The following is a 19,447-nucleotide window of genomic DNA, read 5'->3' on the forward strand; positions in this document are numbered from 1 at the left end:
TGCAAGTAGACTTGTTGCCCGGAAATTGCGATAATGCGCAAAAATAGCAGGTAAAAGTTAAAACGGGACTTGTTCCGGCGGCAATAAGTACGGTTTATTTCAAAATATCATTCAAACACCATTTGTTTTTGAAAATGTCCTATATGTCACCGCGAGTGAAAATTTCCAAGGTCTTTCAAATCGGCGAAATACACATGGATACAAAAAAGCATGTGACAATCGGATGTTTACGTTGTCAGGGAGAGAGCAGGGAATGTGTGTCATGCTATTATTTATATGTATGATTATATCTTTCCCCAATCCAGCTTATTACAAGGCAAACATTATCCGTAACATGAAAGAATCACAAGAGAATCGTCGTAATTTCCTTAAAAACTCCGTTGGCACAGCGGCGGGACTGTTTATGCTTCCCATTATTCCCGGTCAGGCCTTAGCAGCAGACAGCATTACGGAGCCGGTGGAAGATACAAATACAGTGACGCCGGTCGCTGCGGGCCGCATCAAATTTTCTGTCATAGGAATGAACCACGGACATATTTACGGGCAAGTGGAAGCTGTGACCAGGGGTGGGGGTGAACTGGTTTCGTTTTATGCAAAGGAGGCCGATCTGGCCGCTGCATTTGCAAAGCGTTATCCCAATGCAAAACAGGCAGCAAGTGAGCAGGAAATTCTGAATGACAAATCCATACAGCTCGTGCTCAGCTCGGCTATCCCGGATGAGCGGGCACCGATTGGCATTCGCGTTATGAAAAGTGGAAAGGATTACATGGCTGATAAGCCGGGAATCACTTCACTGGAACAGCTTGCTCAGGTAAGGAAAGTACAGAAAGAGACGAAGCGCATCTATTCGATCATGTACGGCGAACGGATGGAAAACAGGGCAACTGTGAAAGCAGGTGAACTTGTTCAGGCAGGTGCCATCGGAAAGGTAATTCAAACCATCGGTCTGGGGCCGCATCGCATCAGTGCCAATTCCAGGCCAGAGTGGTTCTGGGATAAAAAAAGATTCGGCGGTATCATCTGCGATATAGCTTCCCACCAGTTTGATCAGTTTTTATTTTTTACCGGGTCTAAAAAGGCGGAGATTGTCGCTTCTCAGGTTGGCAATGTCAGCCACCCGCAATATCCGCAGTTCGAAGACTTTGGTGATACCATGTTACGCGGAGACGGTGGAGCCGGGTATATCCGTGTTGACTGGTTTACACCTGACGGGCTTAAAAGCTGGGGAGACGGACGTCTCACTATTTTAGGGACCGAGGGTTTTATCGAAATAAGGAAAAATGTAGACATTGCCGGGCGTGATGGTGGAAATCACTTGTTTTTGGTTAATAACAAAGAAACCCAGTACGTAGATTGCAGTAAAACCGAGCTGCCCTATGGAAGACAGCTTGTGGACGATGTGCTCAACAGAACCGAAACAGCGATGACGCAGGAGCATTGTTTCCTCGCAACAGAACTGGCACTGAAGGCGCAGAAGAATGCGCAGAATGTGAAAAGTGTTAAGTGATCCGGAATATTAAGTTAACAGTTTCAAGTTTTCAGTATACAGGCTTTTGAATTCGATCAGTTGCTATTCGGAACATGAATAGGATTGTTAAAATTTGAGCCGATTAATTAGTCGAGAAAGTTTAAAGCAGTTGACAGAGTATTTCTGTCGGCTGCTTTTTAGGTAATTGGCACGGTTTTCTACGGAGCTTAGGTATCAACAAAAACGCGTCAACATGAAAAATCGTAATTATGAGCAACAGGCAAAGGATATTATTGCCGATATGAGAGAGATCATTGATGCCAAAGGTCTAAATCTTTCGGAGGCACTTGGCGATGCGGGTATTTCAGCAAAGGAGGTTGAACAAATCCTTTCAGGTAAGAAGCTTCCCGCACTCAATGAGTTTCTGGCGTTATGCGAGATTTCGGGGATCACATTTAATCTGCCGTCGGTAGAAACGCCGAAAAACCCAATGTAACCGAAACTTCGGTTTTTTTATTCAACTTCAAAATTGAAATCGCCATTCATAACCAGTTTGGCATTTACCGGTTCCGGGTTTCCCGGAATCATCAGACCTTTGAGCTTAGCCGTTTTACCTTTGCTCAAAAGGTCGTATACGTTTTTGTCATTTAGTTTTTTGCCAAGAAATTCAAAGGGGATTTTGAAGCCGCAAGCCTGAAAATTGGCACAACCGTAAGCTGTGCGGCCTTTTTTGAGCAAATGTTCCTTACACTTGGGGCAGGTTAGCGTTTCAATGGAAATCTCCTCCTTGGGTTCTCTTGGCTTAGCTTCCTTTTTGACCTTTTCTTCTTTCACTTCCACCTTCTCCTCTGCAATGGATATCATGCGGCCCGTGTTCATTTTTACTTCACGCGTCAAATCCACCACCATTTGGATCAGTTCCTGCTTAAAGGTTTCCATGGAGTATTCTCCTTTCTCGATCAAGCGTAGTTTTCTTTCCCAGGTTCCGGTGAGCTCAGCGCTTTTGAGTAGCTCGTTGCTAATCGTGTCAATAAGATCCATCCCTGTCTGCGTAGCGAACAGGTTTTTCTTTTTCTTTTCAATATAATTTCTTTTGAAAAGCGTTTCAATAATATTGGCTCGTGTAGATGGGCGACCTATGCCGTTGTCTTTCAGCAGTTCGCGCATTTCTTCATCTTCCACCTGTCGTCCGGCAGTTTCCATAGCACGCAGTAGCGTCGCCTCAGTGTAGGGTTTTGGCGGTGTCGTTTTCCCCTGATGCACCCACGGTTCGTGCGGACCGGTTTCGCCTACTTCAAAGTTTGGCATTACCTTTTCTTCATCTGCCGCTTCCTTTTTGGCACTTGCGTCGTTTGCATAAATAATGCGCCAGCCGGGATCCAATATTTGTTTTCCCGTAGCCTTAAATTCTACCTGACCCACCATTCCTAAAACCGTGGTATTTGACACCTTACATTCGGGATAGAAAGCCGCAAGGAATCTTCTGACAATCATATCATAAATGCGTTTCTCATCCTGGCTAACGTGCACCGGTAAAACGCCCGTCGGGATAATCGCATGGTGATCGGTTACCTTCTTATCGTCAAATACTGCCTTTAATTTTGGAATAGGATTTTCCAGTATAGAAGCGGTGTACTGGCTGTAATAGGTCAGGTCGCGCATGATACCCTCAATCTTGGGATGAAGATCCTCCGACAAATAGGTTGTATCAACCCTCGGATAAGTCACAAACTTCTTCTCATAAAGATTCTGGATGTGTTTCAGTGTATCTTCTGCGGAGTAACCGTATTTTTTGTTTGCCTCTACTTGGAGGGAAGTCAAGTCAAATAGTTTAGGATTACCTTCTTTCGCTTCCTTCTTCTCAAACGAAGTAATCACGAACGGATGCTCCTGCAAATAGGCAAGGCCCTTGTTTGCCTTCTCTGCGTTCTTAATCCGGTCAATGTTGGCCGTGAATTCCGTTTCTCTATATATCGTTTTCAACTCCCAGTATTCTTCCGGAACGAATGCATTGATCTCCTTCTGTCGTGCAACGATCAGTGCCAGGGTAGGAGTCTGCACCCTGCCGATCGACAGGACTACCTTTCCCTGTCCAAACTTTTTTGTAAATAATCTGGTCGCGTTCATTCCCAGGAGCCAGTCGCCAATGGCGCGGGCACTGCCGGCAGCGTATAGGTTGTCGTATTGAGCGCTTTCTTTAAGTTTATCAAAACCTTCCTTAATGGCATGCTCAGTAAGGGACGAAATCCAGAGCCTTTTGATGGGAACGGCACATTTAGCCTTTAAAAGAACCCAGCGCTGGATCAGCTCACCTTCCTGGCCCGCGTCACCGCAATTGATCACTTCCTCTGAATGCTGAACGAGATTTTCGATCACACCAAACTGTTTAAGAGCTCCGGCATTATCGATCAGCTTGATCCCAAAGCTGGATGGGATCATTGGGAGATCTTCAAGCCGCCAGGATTTCCAGCGTTCGGTGTAGTCGTGGGGTTCTTTAAGCGTGCAAAAGTGTCCGAATGTCCAGGTTACCTGGTATCCATTTCCTTCGTAATAGCCGTCCCTGCGTTGGTTTGCACCCAAAACGGCAGCTATGTCTTTTGCAACACTTGGTTTTTCAGCAATACAAACTTTCATACTCGGGCCTGCGAACCAATTTGAAGTGGTTCAAATCAAAAATAATTACAAGGCAAAGTTTGTCATTTTTCCTGATATCGCAGCCGTAACTTTAACAGAAGTCCGGTCCCGAATGTTAGTAAAAACAAACATTCCTGTTTCAGGCAGCCTAAAAAACGGGTATCGAAAAAAAAAAATTAATTTTTTTTAAATTTTTTTATCTGTCATGATGCTCAGCCTAAGCAAATTGGGCAAAAAAGGCTATTGGTAAAGTCCATTCCAAATAATATTTGGTTTTGAGAACCAAGTAACGCATAATTGGCGTGCGGCTACATGAAGTGAGATAGAAGCAAAATCATGGGTGACATATTGCAAAATTTTCCAACGGACAAATATCGGGAAACACATAAGATTTCAAATTGAAATATTTGAATAGTACTATTTATTATTGCTTGTTTTGGTTAAAATGGCGCATTCATATCGGAATATTATTCTGTAATTACTTGTGTGATGTGTTTGAAATCAGAATAATGTATTACCTTTGTATCACAATTAGAAAGAACAATACGAAAGACACATAAATAAGAAGAACAATGAAAAATGCAAAAAACATGATAGCTGCTGCCATGATGGTATTGACTATCGCTACTTACGCTAACGCAAATACAACCATAAATACATCTGTTGAGGAAAAGGGAAAGGTATCAGTTCTTACCAACACGTTGCCAGCAACGCTTCCGGTATTGGAAACTCCTGCTCCTCAGGTTGTAAAGTCATCAAATGACACCAACAAACAAAATGCAGTACAAAAAGCAGCTATCGTAGAACTTCAGCTAAAAAGTCAGTCTGCGAAGTAAGAAAATATAACCTTGGTTTAGCAAGGTTTTGGATTGAGAATGAGATTGTTTAAAAAGGGTGGATTTATATCTACCCTTTTTTTGTACCTAAATGGCTTTCACCGAAGCCAGATTTCTTGTTTTGAGCCTCTCGTAAGTGCTCATTAATATTTGGTAATCGTCTATCACCCAGTTGCCTGTCGCATCTCCTTTATAACTTGTGGTCATCAGAAAATCTTCAAGGATAGCATACGCCAGCAGCGCTTCCTGCCGGGAGTGAAAGCTATTGACCCAGGTTTCCGGAATTTGTTCACGGTCAATTAATCCAATCCCACTTCTGTAAATCCTGATTATACCCTTTGAAAATTCCCAGGAAATAAGCTGCTGCTTACGTGTTTCCGCAGCTTTCAGCAGATATGCACTGTGGAGCAGGTAACCACGCAACCTCGCAAGTACCTCCTGTTTGTTTTCTGATTTATCGGGTCTGATCCGCCATTCGTTATTGGCCGCATAAAACGGATCCTCCTTATATCGATTCAGGCTTTTCCCAAAGCCGGCATAAGCCATGGCCTCATTTCGGTGATCAGTCAGTGTCATCAGCCTCAATCCGTTTGCTTCACTACCAAATAACGTGCTGAATTTAATTGATCCATCTTTTTTCAAAAGTGTAATTGAGCTGTCGCTTGCTGCGTACTTCCAGTTTCCGGTTACGTACTTGCCATCGGTATCAAACTCAGTAAAGGTACTGTCGGGGAAGAATGAAATTATTGCTGCGGTCTGAGGCTGGCTTGTTTGGGGCTTAGGTAACGTATCCTGTGAATTGCCAGCCGATGGTATCTCAGGAAGTTCTGTCAGCCGCCAGGTGCCATCAGGACTTACATTAATTACTCTTGCTGCTCTTTTTTCCAGAGGAATTATACCTTCATTGCGTCTGATGATTCCGCAGCGATCCAGCAAAACCAGGATGAATAAGAATATGAGTTTAATGTAGGTCATGTTTGAGGACGATTAGAAAGACTGTCATCACATTATTCAATTGTTGTATTTAAAGTAAGTGAGAAAAGTGCCAATAATCCAAATGCCAATCTGAGTGTTTATTGAAAGAACGGTGAGTGAGGGAAATCAATTATTTTGTAAAACGTCTGTTTTTTAGTCAGAATCGCTAATTTAGAAGCACATTTGACGGGTAGTTATAGCCTGGACTCCAAAATGTGCTTGATTGGTGACGTTATTACAACTTCTTACATACAATGAAATACCTACCTTTTTCCTTCACACTTCTAACGGTTTTAACGAGCGCATTTGTGTTCCGTGTTGATTTTGGTAAAAAACTTTCGCCTGAAATCACAGAAAGCATCACCATGTGCGGACCTGTGTCGACTGGCGATATAAGAACCGGCGCAAATGGGAAATTTGTTGTAGCTCTTCCAGGCTGGGGTAGTTACAATTACCCGGTTTCCACTACCAGTGACAGCGCGCAATACTACTTTAACCAGGGACTGAGTATGTATTACAGTTACCACATGAAAGAGGCAACGGCCTCATTTCGGGAGGCATCTCGCTTTGATCCGGGCTGTGCCATGGCTTATTGGGGAGAAGCACTTACCATGGGACCGTATTACAATGCCGCTCACACTTATGCAAAACCAGAACGTATATCGGAGGTTTTAGCTTTGATGAATCAGAATATGAGCCGGGGCAGTGCAAAGGAAATGAGCCTGATCAAGGCAATGAATGTACGGTATGATCCTGCAAAGGGTGGAAATGCGGTTAAAACTTCCGACGCTGCCTATGCGGATGAATTGAAAATGTTAATAGCCGCTTTTCCGGAAGATCAGGATATTGCAGTGCTTTATGTAGATGCTATCATGCTGATGCATGCGTGGGATTTTTGGGATCAGGAAGGAAATGCAAAAGCTTGGACGCCGGAAGCGGTGCGAATTTGTGAGAAAGTACTGAAACAAAATCCGGAACATCCCGCCGCCCTGCATTACCACATTCACCTAACTGAGGCATCGCGACACCCGGAAGTAGCCCTGGCCAATGCGGATGCGCTCAAAAAGTTGTTGCCCGGTGTTGCACACATGGTGCACATGGCCAGCCACGAGTACCAGCGAAACGGACTGTATGCAAGTGGGGTAGAAGTGAATGATCTGGCGGACGATAATTTGCTTAGCTATGATTCACTAGCTCCCAATCTTGTACTTAATAAACATTCCCCACATTACTTTGCGGTACAGACCTATTGTGCCCTAAGTGGCGGTATGTATGAAAAAGGTATGGCAAGTGCTTTGCGTTGCAGAAAGAGTGTGTCGCCGACTGCAACAACTACTTACGACCAATACTTGTATATGATGCCGGAGCTGACAATGGTTCGTCTCGGCAAATGGAAAGAGATACTAAATCAGACGGAGCTGCCGGATAAAACATGGTCATACGCCCAATTGATCCGTCATTTTTCTGCCGGAATGGCCTATGTTAACACAGGAAATTCTGACTCTGCTTCGTGGCATTTGTCCCAACTGAGAGAAAAGATGAAAGATCCAGTTCTTAAAAACAGACGGATACCGTTCAATTCCCCATCTCAAATTGCTCCCGTAGCAGAGCAGATACTGCATGCGGCTATACTTTTTGACGATAAAAATTATGATGGGTCCATTGCAGCGTTGCAACTGGCAATTGCTGCCGAAGACAAACTGATTTACACCGAACCAAATGACTGGCCTATCCCTGCCCGTCAGTTCTTGGGCACGTATTTGATGAAGATGAAAAAGTTTGCTGCCGCAGAAAACATTTACCGGCAAGATCTGACCGTTAATCCCGGTAATGGCTGGTCAAACCTTGGCTTGTACAGCAGTCTGTTGGCTCAGAACAAGAAAAAAGGACTTGATACATACAAAAATGCCTATGTTAAGGCATTTTCTCACGCCGACGAAATGCCCGAAGTATCAGCATATCTTCGTTAAAGGCTTGTGTTATTTTTTTAAAGCTCCCAACTGACGTAACACATTTTTGGTGATATCTTTCCGGCAAGGACCAAAATTTTTGTTAGTTGTACTGCGTGGCTTGGTTAAGCGGGTAGTAAAAAAATACAGGTTCTGTTTGCTTTCGAGGTAACCAACCCACCAACCGATGTCTTTACCGTCCAGCCGTGTCCATCCGGTTTTAGACCGGATCACAGAGTCTGAATTTTGTTCGGTAATCATCACTTTTTTAAGTATCTCAAGATTACGCCTGGAAAAAGGGAGTTTGTTCTCATGAAGTTTGATCAAAAACTCAACCTGATTTTTTGGAGAGATGGTCATTGGGCCGAAATTCCAGAAATCGTCTCCATGTTCTGAAAAATCTTTATTTCCATAATCTGCCAGTTTGAGGTAATGCAGATATTGCTCTCTTTTAATCCTTTTGGCAATTTCTATAAAGGCCCAGCCGGCTGAAACTTCGAAAGCTTCTTTTACCGAAATGTCCTTGTAAATATCGGGACGGTAACCGTAAAGTGTTGTATCAGTAGACCCCGGCCATTTGATAACCTCGTTTTCATCTTCAATTACTCCGGTTTCCAAGGCAATCAGCAGATTTATAATTTTGAAAGTCGAGGCAGGTTGCATTTCCCTGGCGCTGTCCTTTTCATCACTTGTAATCCACTTTTTCTGACTGTAATCGTATATGGTGATGCTGCCTTCCAGTCCGCAATCAGTGAAAGGTTTGATGAGATCAATTTGTGCATTTGCGATTTGCGAAATTAAAAACGAGATGATTAGTAGCCTGAGGCGCATATGTTATGTAGTACTTAGTTTTGTTAGCTATAAGCTACTGGCGTATTCAAGAGCAGCAGAGATCTCTTTCAAATCTTCAAACTCCGTTTTGTTATCTTTGAAGTACTGATTAATGGCCTTTTTGTGTTTAGGAAATACCTTTAAAATACTTCCTTTATTGGCTAGATGTAAATCCTGGTTTTTGTCTATGAAGAAATAAACAGCTCTCTTTTTTATCAATACTTTATCGTTACCTTCCAGGGCCTGCTGCATCCCCGAGCTATTGGTAAAAGAAGAATAAGTGGAGATGGCTGAGGTGGAAGTATATTGGTTATAAGCGGAATGCCGTTCACTGCCAATTTGGGCAATAAACTGTTTCTCGGCGAGTCCAACGTCTCCAAAATCTGCTATTTTTCTTACATGCCCGTGTTTTTCGGAGTAGAAAAAAGTGTCCGCGGCAATTGTAATCTTGCTGATGAAGTTTTTGTCAGTCAGTATCATTGTATCCTTTTTCGCGTCGACAAACTGCACTTCTCCGTGAGGGAGACTGTAATTGAGCTTGGCGTTAACCACGCGCCCGTTTCGGAAAAATACCTTTCCGTCCTTAAAACTTTCATATTGAAATCGGTCGGTAAAGGGCATCAGTTTAGTAATGTCAGAACCATTTTTTACCCTCACCACGTCGTTGGAAACCTGCGCTTGTACGCAAATCTGAACGGCAAAGCTGAGCAGGAACAGGAGATGTCTCATGGTTTTAAAACGGTGTGGAGATGTAAATTTTTTAGATGATATTGATTTCAAAGAATTCATTAATAGCTATAAACGGCTTGCAAATTCCAACGCTTTTGTGATCTCGTTTGGGTCGTAGAACTCAACTTTGTTAGTTTTGAAATACTCGTTAATGGTCTTTTTATGTCTCGGATATATTTTCAATAAATTACCTTTCGTTGCTGTATAAATGTCTCTATTTTTGTCGAGAAAGAAATAAACCGAACGTCTCTTTAAAAGTAACTTGTCGCTTCCGCCCTCATAGTCCTGCTGGCCGGCATTGTTGGTTAGCGTTGAATAGGTTGATATGGCAGTAGTGGCACTGAACTGGTTGTAAGCGGCATTGCGCTCTGTCCCCACCTTGCCAATTATTTGCTTTTCCGCAAGAGAAACCTGCTTAAAGGAAGCAACTTTTCTCACATGACCATGCTGTTGATAATAGAAGAATGTGTCAGCATCGATGGTTATTCGATCCATAAAATTTTTGTCATTCAGAATGAGTGTGTCATTTTTAGGGTCGATGAATTGAATTTCACCGTGAGGTATACTGTAATTTAACTTCGCGTTAACAATGCGACCGTTCCGGAAGTAAACCTTCCCTTCTTTGAAAGTATCATAGCGGAATCTTTCGGCGTAGGGCAGCGCCTTGGTAACATCAGAACCATTTTTAACTTTCATATGGTCACTAACGTTTTGCGCGTTCACAAATAGTGGGAAAACGATACAAAAATAGAGTACAATGTTACGTCTCATTAGATCAGCGTTAGATATGTTTGGCAGAACCTGGAACGACCTGGTGCCTGACTTTCAAATTGCATATAATCCTAATAGTAAAAGTCAATCCTAATATACTCTTTTTCGACCTTAAATCTGATCACGGGCTTTAAATCAACTATAATTAACTCATCTCTTTTTCAAATATTTTCTGAATCTGTTCTATTTCATTTGCATAAATGGTGCGCTTTCTTGTACCGAAATAGAGGGTGTTTTCGATCACATTATAACCTTCCCAAATGATCTTCACATTTCCCGAATCCAGTTCCTTTTTGGAAAGAAAATCAGGAACGACCGCGATTCCTTCTCCTGCGCTGAGGCAACGAATGATAGAACTCATATTCGGAACGATGTAGTTTGGTTTGAAATCGGGACGTTTATTGAAGTTCTGATGCCAAAATCGCCGCAGGTGCTCCATATCTCCGGTGGTTCCATACCATATCTGTTCTTTGAGCCAGTGCTGAATTTCGTTCAGGTCCCGCGATTTTAGATGCGTTTCCAATTCCGCAGTATCCGTTTTCGCACCGGCTATGACCACAATACGCTCTTTAAAAAACGGCTTGTAAAGCAGCGTTTTGTAATCGCCTTTGTGTGGCGTAATGATCAGGTCCAGAATGCCGTTGTCAAGATCTTTCAGCATCTCAGGATAATCGCCAAACTTAATGATCACGTTAAACGGGAGGGTTGGCAAGTATTGTTCCAGCGTGAACTGAAACGTTTCAAAACACATGCCGATACTGATGGTCGGCTTTTCCTTATCTGTACTCTTGTGAAAGTGCTGTTCGGCATCCTCCAATTTGCATATCGCCTCCTGTATGTAATTGTACAGGATTTTGCCGCGTTCCGTCGAAACCATTTTACGCGATGTCCGGTCAAAAAGCTTGTATCCAACGTGCGCTTCCAATGAGCTGAGGTGAAGGCTTACACCCGGCTGCGATATGAACAATGTTTCCGCCGCACCGGTGAGTGTGCCGGTTTCATATATCGCCTTAAATGTCCTGAACCATTCCAGATTAACCATTTCTTATCTATCATAATTATGATACAAAGTTATGATTTAACTTATTTTAATAATAGTACAACCTGTTCTAATTTTGCTGTCAGAAATTTAAACAGTGAAGAAATGGAAGTTAAAAAGATATTTGTAATCAATGGTGGTCAGATTTTTGGACATTCCGGAGGTCGATTTAATAAAACAATTGCTGAGACGACGATTGCGTTTTTTAACGAAACGGACGGGTTTGAAGTGAGGTCAACGGATATTAATCAGGATTATGACCCGGCGAAAGAAGTTGAGAATTATGTTTGGGCTGATGTAGTGATTTATCACACACCCATATGGTGGTTCCAGGTACCGCATGGTTTGAAAAAATACATTGACGTGGTATTTACAGAAGGTCATAGAAAGGGTATTTACAGAAGCGATGGCAGGAAAATGGATAATCCGAATGTCAATTATGGCACCGGTGGCTCGATGCATGGAAAGAAATATATGGTAACTTCTTCCTGGAATGCTCCGGCAACTGCTTTCACACTTCCGGGCGAATTTTTCAACGAAACGAGTGTAGACGAAGGTGTCTTGTTTGGGTTTCACAGGATGAACGCATTCACAGGAATGACTCCGCTTGAAGGAATGCACTTTCATGATGTCGAAAAAAACGCCGATATTGAGACGGATCTAAAAAAGTATCTGAATCATTTAACTCAAACATTTATCCATAATTCCATCGAAGATGTCAGTTTATCTCACAGCTATAATTGAGGCAAAACCCGGGCACGAAAGCCAGGTAAGAACCCTTTTGGAAACACTGACTGCCAAGTCAAGAAATGAAGAAGCTTGTATTCAATATGATTTGCATGAGTCTGTTGAGAAACCGGGTTATTTTATTTTTCATGAAGAATGGACAGACCAGGCCGGTCTAGACATTCACAATAGTCAACCACATATAGATGAATTTAAGGCTGCTGCCAGCGGAATATTAGCTGCAGAAGTTATCATTCACAAGACTGAAAAGTTGGTTTAGCCAGTATTTAGCAATTGACGTGAGAGAAGACGGGTAAACTCAATATAGATTTATCCGTCTTTTTGATGTCAATATGGTAAGCACAAAAATGGTTTGCTGGGTTTTAATTCAGTTTTGTTTTTCAGATAATGCGTTTAAGATATCAGTGTGAGGTTTAACCTTTAAAACTCCCTTTGTGGGTATCATGTTTTTCCAAACCCAATTGTAGTGCTCTATCACCTGTAAAGCTGTTAGATGAGGTCTTTCGCCGGTAGTGTGACCATTCTCAATTACAGTTATATCGTAGTCCATAGTTAACGCTGCCTGGATGGTTGATTCTACGCAGAAATCTGTTGCACATCCTGAAATAATTAGCTCCTTAACAGAATGTTGTATCAGTTTTGCCTGAAGAGCGGAGTTGTAAAATATATTATTGGCGTATTTGTCAACAAAAATGTCCCCTTCCTTTACTACCAACTCGTCTAGTAGTTCCCATTCTGAAGTGTTTGGTACAAATTCTCCCGAAGCGGTTCCGTCGTGTTGAATATAAAATACGGGTAATGAGTTGAACCGAAAGGCATCAGCAACAAGGTTTATTCTTTTGACAACACCAGTGGCGTCGTACCGGGGAGTCAATGGCGTGAACGAACCTTTCTGCATGTCAATGATTAATAATGCTTTTCTGTTGCTCATAATTTAATGTATACGTTACCGACTGCTTTTGGCACCAAATTAGCAATAATAGTTTTCAAGTATGAGAGATTTTGTTTAGCTTGAAATATACAATACAAAGTCAAATCGATTTTATAGGTCATGAGCGAAACTTTCAAAGCCTTTTATATAAGCCAAAACGAAGAAGGAATTCGTAAAGAGATAAGACAAGTTGGTTTTGACGAATTGCCTCAAAATGAAGTTTTGATCCGTGTATCATTTTCGTCTATTAACTATAAAGATGCTCTTTCGGCATCGGGAAATAAGGGTGTTACGCGTAAGTATCCTCATGTGCCTGGAATAGATGCTGCGGGTACTGTGGTAAAATCCACTGTACCGGAACTGACGGTTGGAACACTTGTCATTGTAACTGGTTTTGATTTGGGCATGAACACCTGGGGCGGGTTTGGAGCATACATTTCTGTGCCTGCGTCCTGGGTGGTAATTCTTCCTCCTGAGCTTTCACTTAAAGAGGCAATGAGTTTTGGAACGGCAGGTTTGACGGCTGGCTTGTCAATACAAAAGATATTGAACGCAGGGATTGAACCAAAGGATGGGGCTATTGTGGTGAGTGGTGCAACGGGTGGTGTGGGAAGTATGGCAACCGCTATTTTATCTCATTTGGGGTTTAAAGTCACAGCAATTTCCGGCAAGACTGAGAATTCGTTTTTGCTGGATGTACTCGGGGCCAGGACCATTACAGGTAGAAATGAGTTTGTCGAGAAATACAATACTAAGCCGTTGTCAGGTGCCGACTTCGCTGCCGGGGTTGATAACGTGGGTGGTGATATTTTGTCGGGTATTCTTAAAGCAGTAAAGCATAGCGGTGTGGTAACAAGTTGCGGCAATGTGGCTTCTGCGGATCTTATTACAACCGTATTTCCGTTCATTTTAAGGGGAATCACGTTGTCGGGTATTGATTCGGCTCAGGCTAAGATGTCTTTACGGCAAAAAGTCTGGAACAATCTGGCAACGATTTGGAAACCACAATATCTGGATGAAATGGTACAGGAGATTGAAATGGACCAGCTATCGGAAAAATTGGATGAATTGTTACAAGGAAAAGCAAAAGGGAGATATGTACTCCGCCATGAATAGTTTCTGGTTACATGATTTATTAATTATTAGACCTGCTTAACCGGCAGGTTTTTATTTTTTTTACACAGTATTCTTAACAACAAAAAAAATTAACAGAAATTAACAAGGTCGATATTTGTTCATACGAAATATTTCCTACCTTTGAAACGATATCAATAATACGGCTATGGAACCTACCAAATCAGAGTTAGAAATTTTACAAGTGTTGTGGCAGCACGGACCGTCGACAGTCCGTTTTGTTAACGATACATTAAATGAAGAGAAACGGGCGGTTCAATATTCCTCGACCTTGAAACTGATGCAGATCATGACTGATAAGGGGATTGTGACAAGGGATGAAAGCAGCATGAAACACGTATACAGTCCGGCAGAAGAGGAGGGTAAAACCAAGACAAAATTGCTGGAACGCTTCGTGGATTCGATGTACAACGGTTCTGCTTCGAGTCTCGTGATGCAGTTGTTTGGAAATAAAAGTACCAGTAAAGAGGAGCTGGATGAGATAAAGGATTTCCTGAAAAAGCTTGATTAAAAATTGAAAACTGTAAAATCTATTAGCCATGAATTTTAATTCTTTCAATTTACCAATCTCCGCTGATCTCATCCAGGCTTTTAGCTGGACACTCATTCATTCACTCTGGCAGGGACTTGTGCTCGCTATTGCAGTGGGAGTAGTATTGCTGGCATCAAAAAAGTCTAAACCGGCTTTAAGATACAATTTGTTAACCGGTCTGATGTTGCTTTTTGTGATTGCAAACGGTGCCACTTTCTATTACGAATTCAATCAAAGTGAAGGTGTAAAAACTCAGGTTAACAACCTTATAAGTTTAGGCAAGAGCACTTCCACTGAAAATGTTATCACGCTCACAACTGTTCAGCAACAGACCGGCGACTGGCTTCACTCTCTTCTGGATTTTTGCAGCAGCAACGCCTTGTTAATAGTCATGATCTGGCTTGTGGTCTTTCTTGCAAAGTCGGTTAGGGCTGTTACAGGAATGATTTACATCAACCGATTGAGGCATGAAGGAACATTTGGCGCTGCGGATCATTGGCAGCAGAAATTACAGCAGTTAGCTCACAAGCTGAACATCAGTTCAGGGGTGATGCTGATGGAGTCGGAAATGGTTTCTGTACCAGCTGTGATCGGTTTTTTCAAGCCCTTGATACTGGTACCAGTTGGATTTTTAACCAGCATTCCATACGTACAGGTCGAAGCTATTTTGCTGCACGAACTCGCCCACATTCGCCGCCAGGATTTCCTGGTGAATGTATTCCAGAGTTTTGCAGAAAGCATTTATTTCTTTAATCCGGCTGTGATCTGGCTTTCCCGTTTGATAAGAGAAGAAAGAGAACACTGCTGCGACGATTTGGCAATTGCAGTGATGCAAAGTAAAACTGCCTTTGTTAACGCGCTGGTTGTATTTCAGGAACATAAACTTATCGAACAAAGGCAGGCTCTTGCTTTTGCCGGAAAACGTAATCATTTGTTGGACAGAATAAAACGAATTATTTACAACAACAATAAACAATTAAATGCCATGGAAAAATTATTTGTAACAGCAAGCGTGCTAACAGCCACGGTACTTTTAGCCGCTTTTTCACCAGAATTACCTAAACCTCCCAAAGCTCCAAAGCCACCGAAGTTCGATGTTCCCGCACCACCACCGTTGCCTCCGTCACCTGTAGCTCCGCATACTTTGTGTGACACGGTACCTGCACCAGCGGAACCAGGCTCGGAGGTAAATACGATTCATGTTACCCGCGACAAAAAACGATACGAGATTACTGAGGTGGATGGTGAAGTAACTGAGTTGAAAATTAATGGCAAGCAGATTGCTAAAAACAAATTTGGGGAATACGATAATGAGATACGGTCCATTATTGAAGAAGTGAATGAAGAGCGTCAAGAGGAGGAGGAGCACGCGGAGGAAATGCAGTCAGAAGCTGAGGATTTGAACCAGGAGGCAGCTGATCTTCAAGCAGAGGCGCTAGAATTACGCAAACAGGCGACTTTGATGAAGCTTGATGCCGAGAAAATGAAAGGCCAAATGGAGCTTAACAGGGAGCAGATGATTGCTGTGAAAAAAGAGGCAGAACTTGTAAGAAAACAGTTATCAGGTCAAAACAATCAGAATCTTAATACGGATGAGTTGCGCAAAAGTGCTGCACAATTACAAAAATCGGCTGAGAAACTTCGTGTTGAGGCGACTGTACTGAAAGAACAGGCTGAGGTTTCAAGACTTGAAGCTGAAACGATACGTCAAGATCATGAAAAGATGATGGACAATTTTCTTCGTGATCTGGAAAGTGAAGGTTACGGAAAGGATAAGAAGAATTTATCTTTCAGGATCACCGAGAACGAATTTATTGTAAATGGTCAGAAATTATCCGATAAGGTTCACTCAAAGTTTAAAAGCAAATACCTGAAAGAGAAAGGAACGGAAATCGTTTATAACTGGAAGGAAGATAATCATACCTACACGGGATCTATTCATCGAAAGTAGATTTTTGTAGTACTTCAAGTATGAGCGGCTCCGGGATTTCGATTTCGGAGCTGTTATTTTTTGCGTAGAGTTCTCGAAAACGGTTCTGATTTATTACTCTAAAATCTTAATTTTTAATATTGTATGATCAATGAGTTTGCTGAAATCAGAACGATTATAGGTATACAGATTTTTACAATATCGTTCTGCGATGGCGAGATGGAGGCAGTCATTGAAGTTCGAATAACCAATAATGGATGCAAGGTGAATGGCTCTATCGAATTCTTGTCTGCTATGGGAGACAGGGGTCGAAGTAATTAATTGCTTTATTTTCAGTGTTGTATAAGAATAATCTTGCCTGAGTTTACCTAAAACAAAGCCAACTTCCTGAATCGTTATCCAGGAAACCAAAAAGGAATCCTTAAAAATGCTTTGCTCAATGAAAGCAATTGATTCTTCATGTCTGTTGATGTTTTGTAAAACGAACGCATTGATTAAGACATCGGTATCAAAGTAATCCATAAAATTATTCGTGTGTTTGGTCTATAATGGTACGAATATCAATTGCAGAATCTATTTTCGGCGCAATGTATCTACTATCCCTAATCATATCAGTTAATGCCTTTTTTCGATCTGATGCCAGCCCCCCGATTAGAGATAATGACCGAATAGTGATTTCAATTTCTTGATCAGCGAACATGGCTCTTACAGACTCCAAAAAATCGAGATCAATTTCCTTCGTATTAAACCGATATGTAGTTTCCATGACTTTGTTTATTACAAACAAAAATAACAATTCTAGCCATACATTCATAATGACGCTGGGGGCTTCTCATGTGTAAACAGGAGTATCTGAATAAAGTATGTGCCGTAAGAGATGGACTCAGGATGAAGAAAATATAATGTTTACTGTTATCTACTTAGTAGAAACAGCCATCTCCAGGCATTTTATCAGAAATAATTATCTACCTATATAATGAAACGTTATCTCTTACTAGCCTTCCTAGTTATTCATTCCGCTGCCTTTGCACAAGTTAAACTAGCACGGCTGTTTTCTGATCACGTGGTTTTGCAACGACAGAAGCCAATACCGGTGTGGGGATGGGCAAATGCGGGTGAAAAGGTAAAAGTTACGCTGGCAGGACAAACACAGAACACCAAAGCAGGTGCTGATGGAAAATGGATGGTTAAATTTTCGCCATTAGAAGCGGGTGGTCCGCATACAATGGCTGTAACAGCGAAGTCAGGGACAGCCGCTGTGTCCGATATTTTGATCGGGGAAGTTTGGTTATGCTCCGGACAATCAAACATGGAATGGCCGGTACGTAATGCCAATCATTTTGAAAAGGAAAAGGCGAATGCAGAGTTTCCGCAAATTCGTCATTTTAAAGTAGCACACGAGGTAACATTGACACCTGAAAAAGACTTGAAGTCAGGTGATTGGAAACTGGCTTCTGCTGAGACAGTGGGTGACTTTACTGCCATAGGCTTTTTCTTCGCAAGGGAAATTTACCAAAAGCTCAATGTCCCCATTGGTATTTTACATTCTTCCTGGGGAGGTTCGCAGATCGAGGGTTGGATCAGCAAGGAAGGTATGCTGGGAAATGAGGAGTTGAAAAGTTATGCTGAAAATCTACCAAAAACATGGGAAGAGGCGGATGTGTTAATGGATAAAAAGCTAAGAATGCAGCTATTTAAAAATGCGGATTATATACCCGGCGAGCAGGATGAAAAGTTATATACAAGCGGTACAGCTGACTTCAAAAACTGGCAATCGACAGGAGATCCGGTGGGACAGTGGGACTGGAAAGGTTTGATGGGTTACAGAGGAGAAGGTTTTATGGCTAAAACAATATCTGTCTCTGATGACATTGCTTCAAAGCTTACCACACTTTCGCTGGCGGAGAACGATAATAATGTTGATGTGTATGTGAATGGAAAACTTGTAAATTCCAGCGCTGTGAAAGGGTCGAGGAAAATCTCAATTCCTGCCAATACCTGGAAAGCTGGTGAAAACCAATTGGTACTTAAAGTTGGAAAGATGATTGGCACTGCCTGGTTTGGGCCCGGACTCATGGGAAGTTCATCAGATTTATATCTGGAGGCTGGTCAGCAAAAAATTAGCCTGGCGACCGATTGGAAACTAATGCCATCTTTTGCCGGAAAACATGAGTATGCGCATTTGATGAACAACGTAGGCACTACCATTTACAATGCCATGATCGTCCAGCTTATTCCGTTTTCGGTGCGCGGTTCGCTCTGGTATCAGGGAGAGGCCAATGCCGGAAGATCCTACCAATACAGGAAAACATTTCCATTGATGATTAACGATTGGCGGCGGTTGTGGAACGATGAGTTCTCGTTTTATTGGGTTCAGCTTTCCAGTTTTGGCAAAGAACTAAATAGCAATCAAGGTAGTGTTTGGGCGGAACTTCGTGAAGCCCAGGATATGACTTTAAGTCTGCCTAAAACGGGAATGGCGGTAACTACTGATGTTGGAAATCCCAAAGATATTCACCCGACAAACAAACAGGATGTTGCGCACCGACTGGCCGTAAATGCGCTTAAATTCGATTACGGACAAGATATTTCTTACAGTTCACCTCGTTTTGAAAAACTCAACATTGAAAATGACAAAGCGGTAATCAGCGTTAAGTATCTGGATGGCGATATTGTTGTCAAAAACAAATATGGTTATATAGAGGGTTTTGAAATAGCTGGCGAAGACAAAGTATTTCACTATGCTCAGGCGGTTTATCAGGATAAGAAGCTTGTTGTTTCTTCTGCAAAAGTTAAAAATCCGGTAGCGGTGCGATACAATTGGTCAGATGCAACAGAGGAAGGGCAGATATTTAATGCAGCAGGATTGCCGCTGGCTCCATTCCGGACAGACACCTGGCCTGGGATAACGGTAAATAATAAATTTCAATAGTTGAATAAT

At 42.2% G+C, this 19,447-nt stretch carries 19 protein-coding genes; 10 read left to right on the top strand and 9 right to left on the bottom strand.

Annotation, left to right across the window (positions count from 1 at the left end; genetic code table 11):
• Positions 1 to 334: 334 nt before the first annotated feature.
• Both LZG71_RS00230 and LZG71_RS00235 read left to right on the top strand, forming a co-directional pair.
• Positions 335 to 1,507, top strand: coding sequence for a Gfo/Idh/MocA family protein (locus tag LZG71_RS00230; RefSeq protein WP_233816003.1), 1,173 nt, complete (start codon positions 335 to 337; stop codon positions 1,505 to 1,507).
• A gap of 214 nt (positions 1,508 to 1,721) precedes the next feature.
• The gene (locus tag LZG71_RS00235; RefSeq protein ID WP_233816004.1) at positions 1,722 to 1,964 is read left to right on the top strand and encodes a transcriptional regulator; all 243 of its coding nucleotides are present in this window, start codon (positions 1,722 to 1,724) and stop codon (positions 1,962 to 1,964) included.
• Positions 1,965 to 1,981: 17 nt separating this feature from the next.
• On the opposite strand, the gene LZG71_RS00240 is transcribed toward LZG71_RS00235, so the two are convergent.
• Complete coding sequence (locus tag LZG71_RS00240) at positions 1,982 to 4,102, bottom strand: DNA topoisomerase 3 (RefSeq protein ID WP_233816005.1); 2,121 nt, start codon at positions 4,100 to 4,102, stop codon at positions 1,982 to 1,984.
• 572 nt (positions 4,103 to 4,674) lie between these two features.
• Between LZG71_RS00240 and LZG71_RS00245 the strand changes: the two genes are divergently transcribed.
• Complete coding sequence (locus tag LZG71_RS00245) at positions 4,675 to 4,938, top strand: hypothetical protein (RefSeq protein WP_233816006.1); 264 nt, start codon at positions 4,675 to 4,677, stop codon at positions 4,936 to 4,938.
• A gap of 87 nt (positions 4,939 to 5,025) precedes the next feature.
• On the opposite strand, the gene LZG71_RS00250 is transcribed toward LZG71_RS00245, so the two are convergent.
• Positions 5,026 to 5,913 (bottom strand): hypothetical protein, encoded by an 888-nt coding sequence (locus LZG71_RS00250; protein ID WP_233816008.1) that lies wholly within the window; start codon positions 5,911 to 5,913, stop codon positions 5,026 to 5,028.
• 254 nt (positions 5,914 to 6,167) lie between these two features.
• Here LZG71_RS00250 and LZG71_RS00255 point away from each other — a divergent pair, with 254 nt between their 5' ends.
• Entirely contained in the window at positions 6,168 to 7,883 is a 1,716-nt protein-coding gene (locus LZG71_RS00255; protein ID WP_233816010.1) for a hypothetical protein, read from the top strand.
• Positions 7,884 to 7,892: 9 nt separating this feature from the next.
• On the opposite strand, the gene LZG71_RS00260 is transcribed toward LZG71_RS00255, so the two are convergent.
• The 4 genes from LZG71_RS00260 to LZG71_RS00275 all read right to left on the bottom strand — a co-directional run bounded on the left by LZG71_RS00260 (position 7,893) and on the right by LZG71_RS00275 (position 11,235).
• Positions 7,893 to 8,693, bottom strand: a complete 801-nt coding sequence (locus LZG71_RS00260; RefSeq protein WP_233816012.1) for a penicillin-binding transpeptidase domain-containing protein — start codon at positions 8,691 to 8,693, stop codon at positions 7,893 to 7,895.
• A gap of 27 nt (positions 8,694 to 8,720) precedes the next feature.
• Positions 8,721 to 9,422 carry a hypothetical protein gene (locus LZG71_RS00265; RefSeq protein WP_233816014.1) on the bottom strand — a complete coding sequence of 234 codons (702 nt, stop codon included), beginning with the start codon at positions 9,420 to 9,422 and terminating at the stop codon, positions 8,721 to 8,723.
• A 66-nt stretch (positions 9,423 to 9,488) separates the two neighbouring features.
• Complete coding sequence (locus tag LZG71_RS00270; RefSeq protein WP_233816016.1) at positions 9,489 to 10,193, bottom strand: hypothetical protein; 705 nt, start codon at positions 10,191 to 10,193, stop codon at positions 9,489 to 9,491.
• 145 nt (positions 10,194 to 10,338) lie between these two features.
• Entirely contained in the window at positions 10,339 to 11,235 is an 897-nt protein-coding gene (locus LZG71_RS00275) for a LysR family transcriptional regulator (protein WP_233816017.1), read from the bottom strand.
• Between the two features lie 102 nt (positions 11,236 to 11,337).
• Here LZG71_RS00275 and LZG71_RS00280 point away from each other — a divergent pair, with 102 nt between their 5' ends.
• Complete coding sequence (locus LZG71_RS00280) at positions 11,338 to 11,976, top strand: NAD(P)H-dependent oxidoreductase (RefSeq protein WP_233816018.1); 639 nt, start codon at positions 11,338 to 11,340, stop codon at positions 11,974 to 11,976.
• On the top strand, positions 11,948 to 12,238 hold the full coding sequence (locus LZG71_RS00285; protein ID WP_233816019.1) for a putative quinol monooxygenase: 291 nt from the start codon (positions 11,948 to 11,950) through the stop codon (positions 12,236 to 12,238). Before LZG71_RS00280 ends, LZG71_RS00285 begins: the two co-directional genes overlap by 29 nt.
• Positions 12,239 to 12,346: 108 nt before the next feature.
• On the opposite strand, the gene LZG71_RS00290 is transcribed toward LZG71_RS00285, so the two are convergent.
• Positions 12,347 to 12,910 carry a cysteine hydrolase family protein gene (locus LZG71_RS00290; protein WP_233816020.1) on the bottom strand — a complete coding sequence of 188 codons (564 nt, stop codon included), beginning with the start codon at positions 12,908 to 12,910 and terminating at the stop codon, positions 12,347 to 12,349.
• Positions 12,911 to 13,030: 120 nt separating this feature from the next.
• Here LZG71_RS00290 and LZG71_RS00295 point away from each other — a divergent pair, with 120 nt between their 5' ends.
• From LZG71_RS00295 to LZG71_RS00305, 3 genes are all read left to right on the top strand, one after another.
• A complete protein-coding gene (locus tag LZG71_RS00295; RefSeq protein ID WP_233816021.1) occupies positions 13,031 to 14,026 on the top strand; it encodes a YhdH/YhfP family quinone oxidoreductase in 996 nt (331 codons plus the stop codon).
• A 166-nt stretch (positions 14,027 to 14,192) separates the two neighbouring features.
• The gene (locus LZG71_RS00300; protein ID WP_233816022.1) at positions 14,193 to 14,555 is read left to right on the top strand and encodes a BlaI/MecI/CopY family transcriptional regulator; all 363 of its coding nucleotides are present in this window, start codon (positions 14,193 to 14,195) and stop codon (positions 14,553 to 14,555) included.
• Positions 14,556 to 14,583: 28 nt separating this feature from the next.
• The gene (locus LZG71_RS00305; protein ID WP_233816023.1) at positions 14,584 to 16,527 is read left to right on the top strand and encodes a M56 family metallopeptidase; all 1,944 of its coding nucleotides are present in this window, start codon (positions 14,584 to 14,586) and stop codon (positions 16,525 to 16,527) included.
• Positions 16,528 to 16,620: 93 nt separating this feature from the next.
• Here LZG71_RS00305 and LZG71_RS00310 read toward each other — a convergent pair whose 3' ends face one another.
• A complete protein-coding gene (locus LZG71_RS00310; RefSeq protein ID WP_233816024.1) occupies positions 16,621 to 17,028 on the bottom strand; it encodes a type II toxin-antitoxin system VapC family toxin in 408 nt (135 codons plus the stop codon).
• 4 nt (positions 17,029 to 17,032) lie between these two features.
• Positions 17,033 to 17,272 carry a hypothetical protein gene (locus LZG71_RS00315; protein WP_233816025.1) on the bottom strand — a complete coding sequence of 80 codons (240 nt, stop codon included), beginning with the start codon at positions 17,270 to 17,272 and terminating at the stop codon, positions 17,033 to 17,035.
• Between the two features lie 210 nt (positions 17,273 to 17,482).
• On the opposite strand from LZG71_RS00315, the gene LZG71_RS00320 reads away from it, so the two are divergent.
• Positions 17,483 to 19,438 (top strand): sialate O-acetylesterase, encoded by a 1,956-nt coding sequence (locus tag LZG71_RS00320; protein WP_233816027.1) that lies wholly within the window; start codon positions 17,483 to 17,485, stop codon positions 19,436 to 19,438.
• The last annotated feature ends 9 nt before the right edge of the window (positions 19,439 to 19,447 follow it).

The sequence above is a fragment of the Dyadobacter sp. CY312 genome, assembly GCF_021390535.1.
In the GTDB taxonomy this organism is placed as follows: Bacteria; Bacteroidota; Bacteroidia; order Cytophagales; family Spirosomataceae; genus Dyadobacter.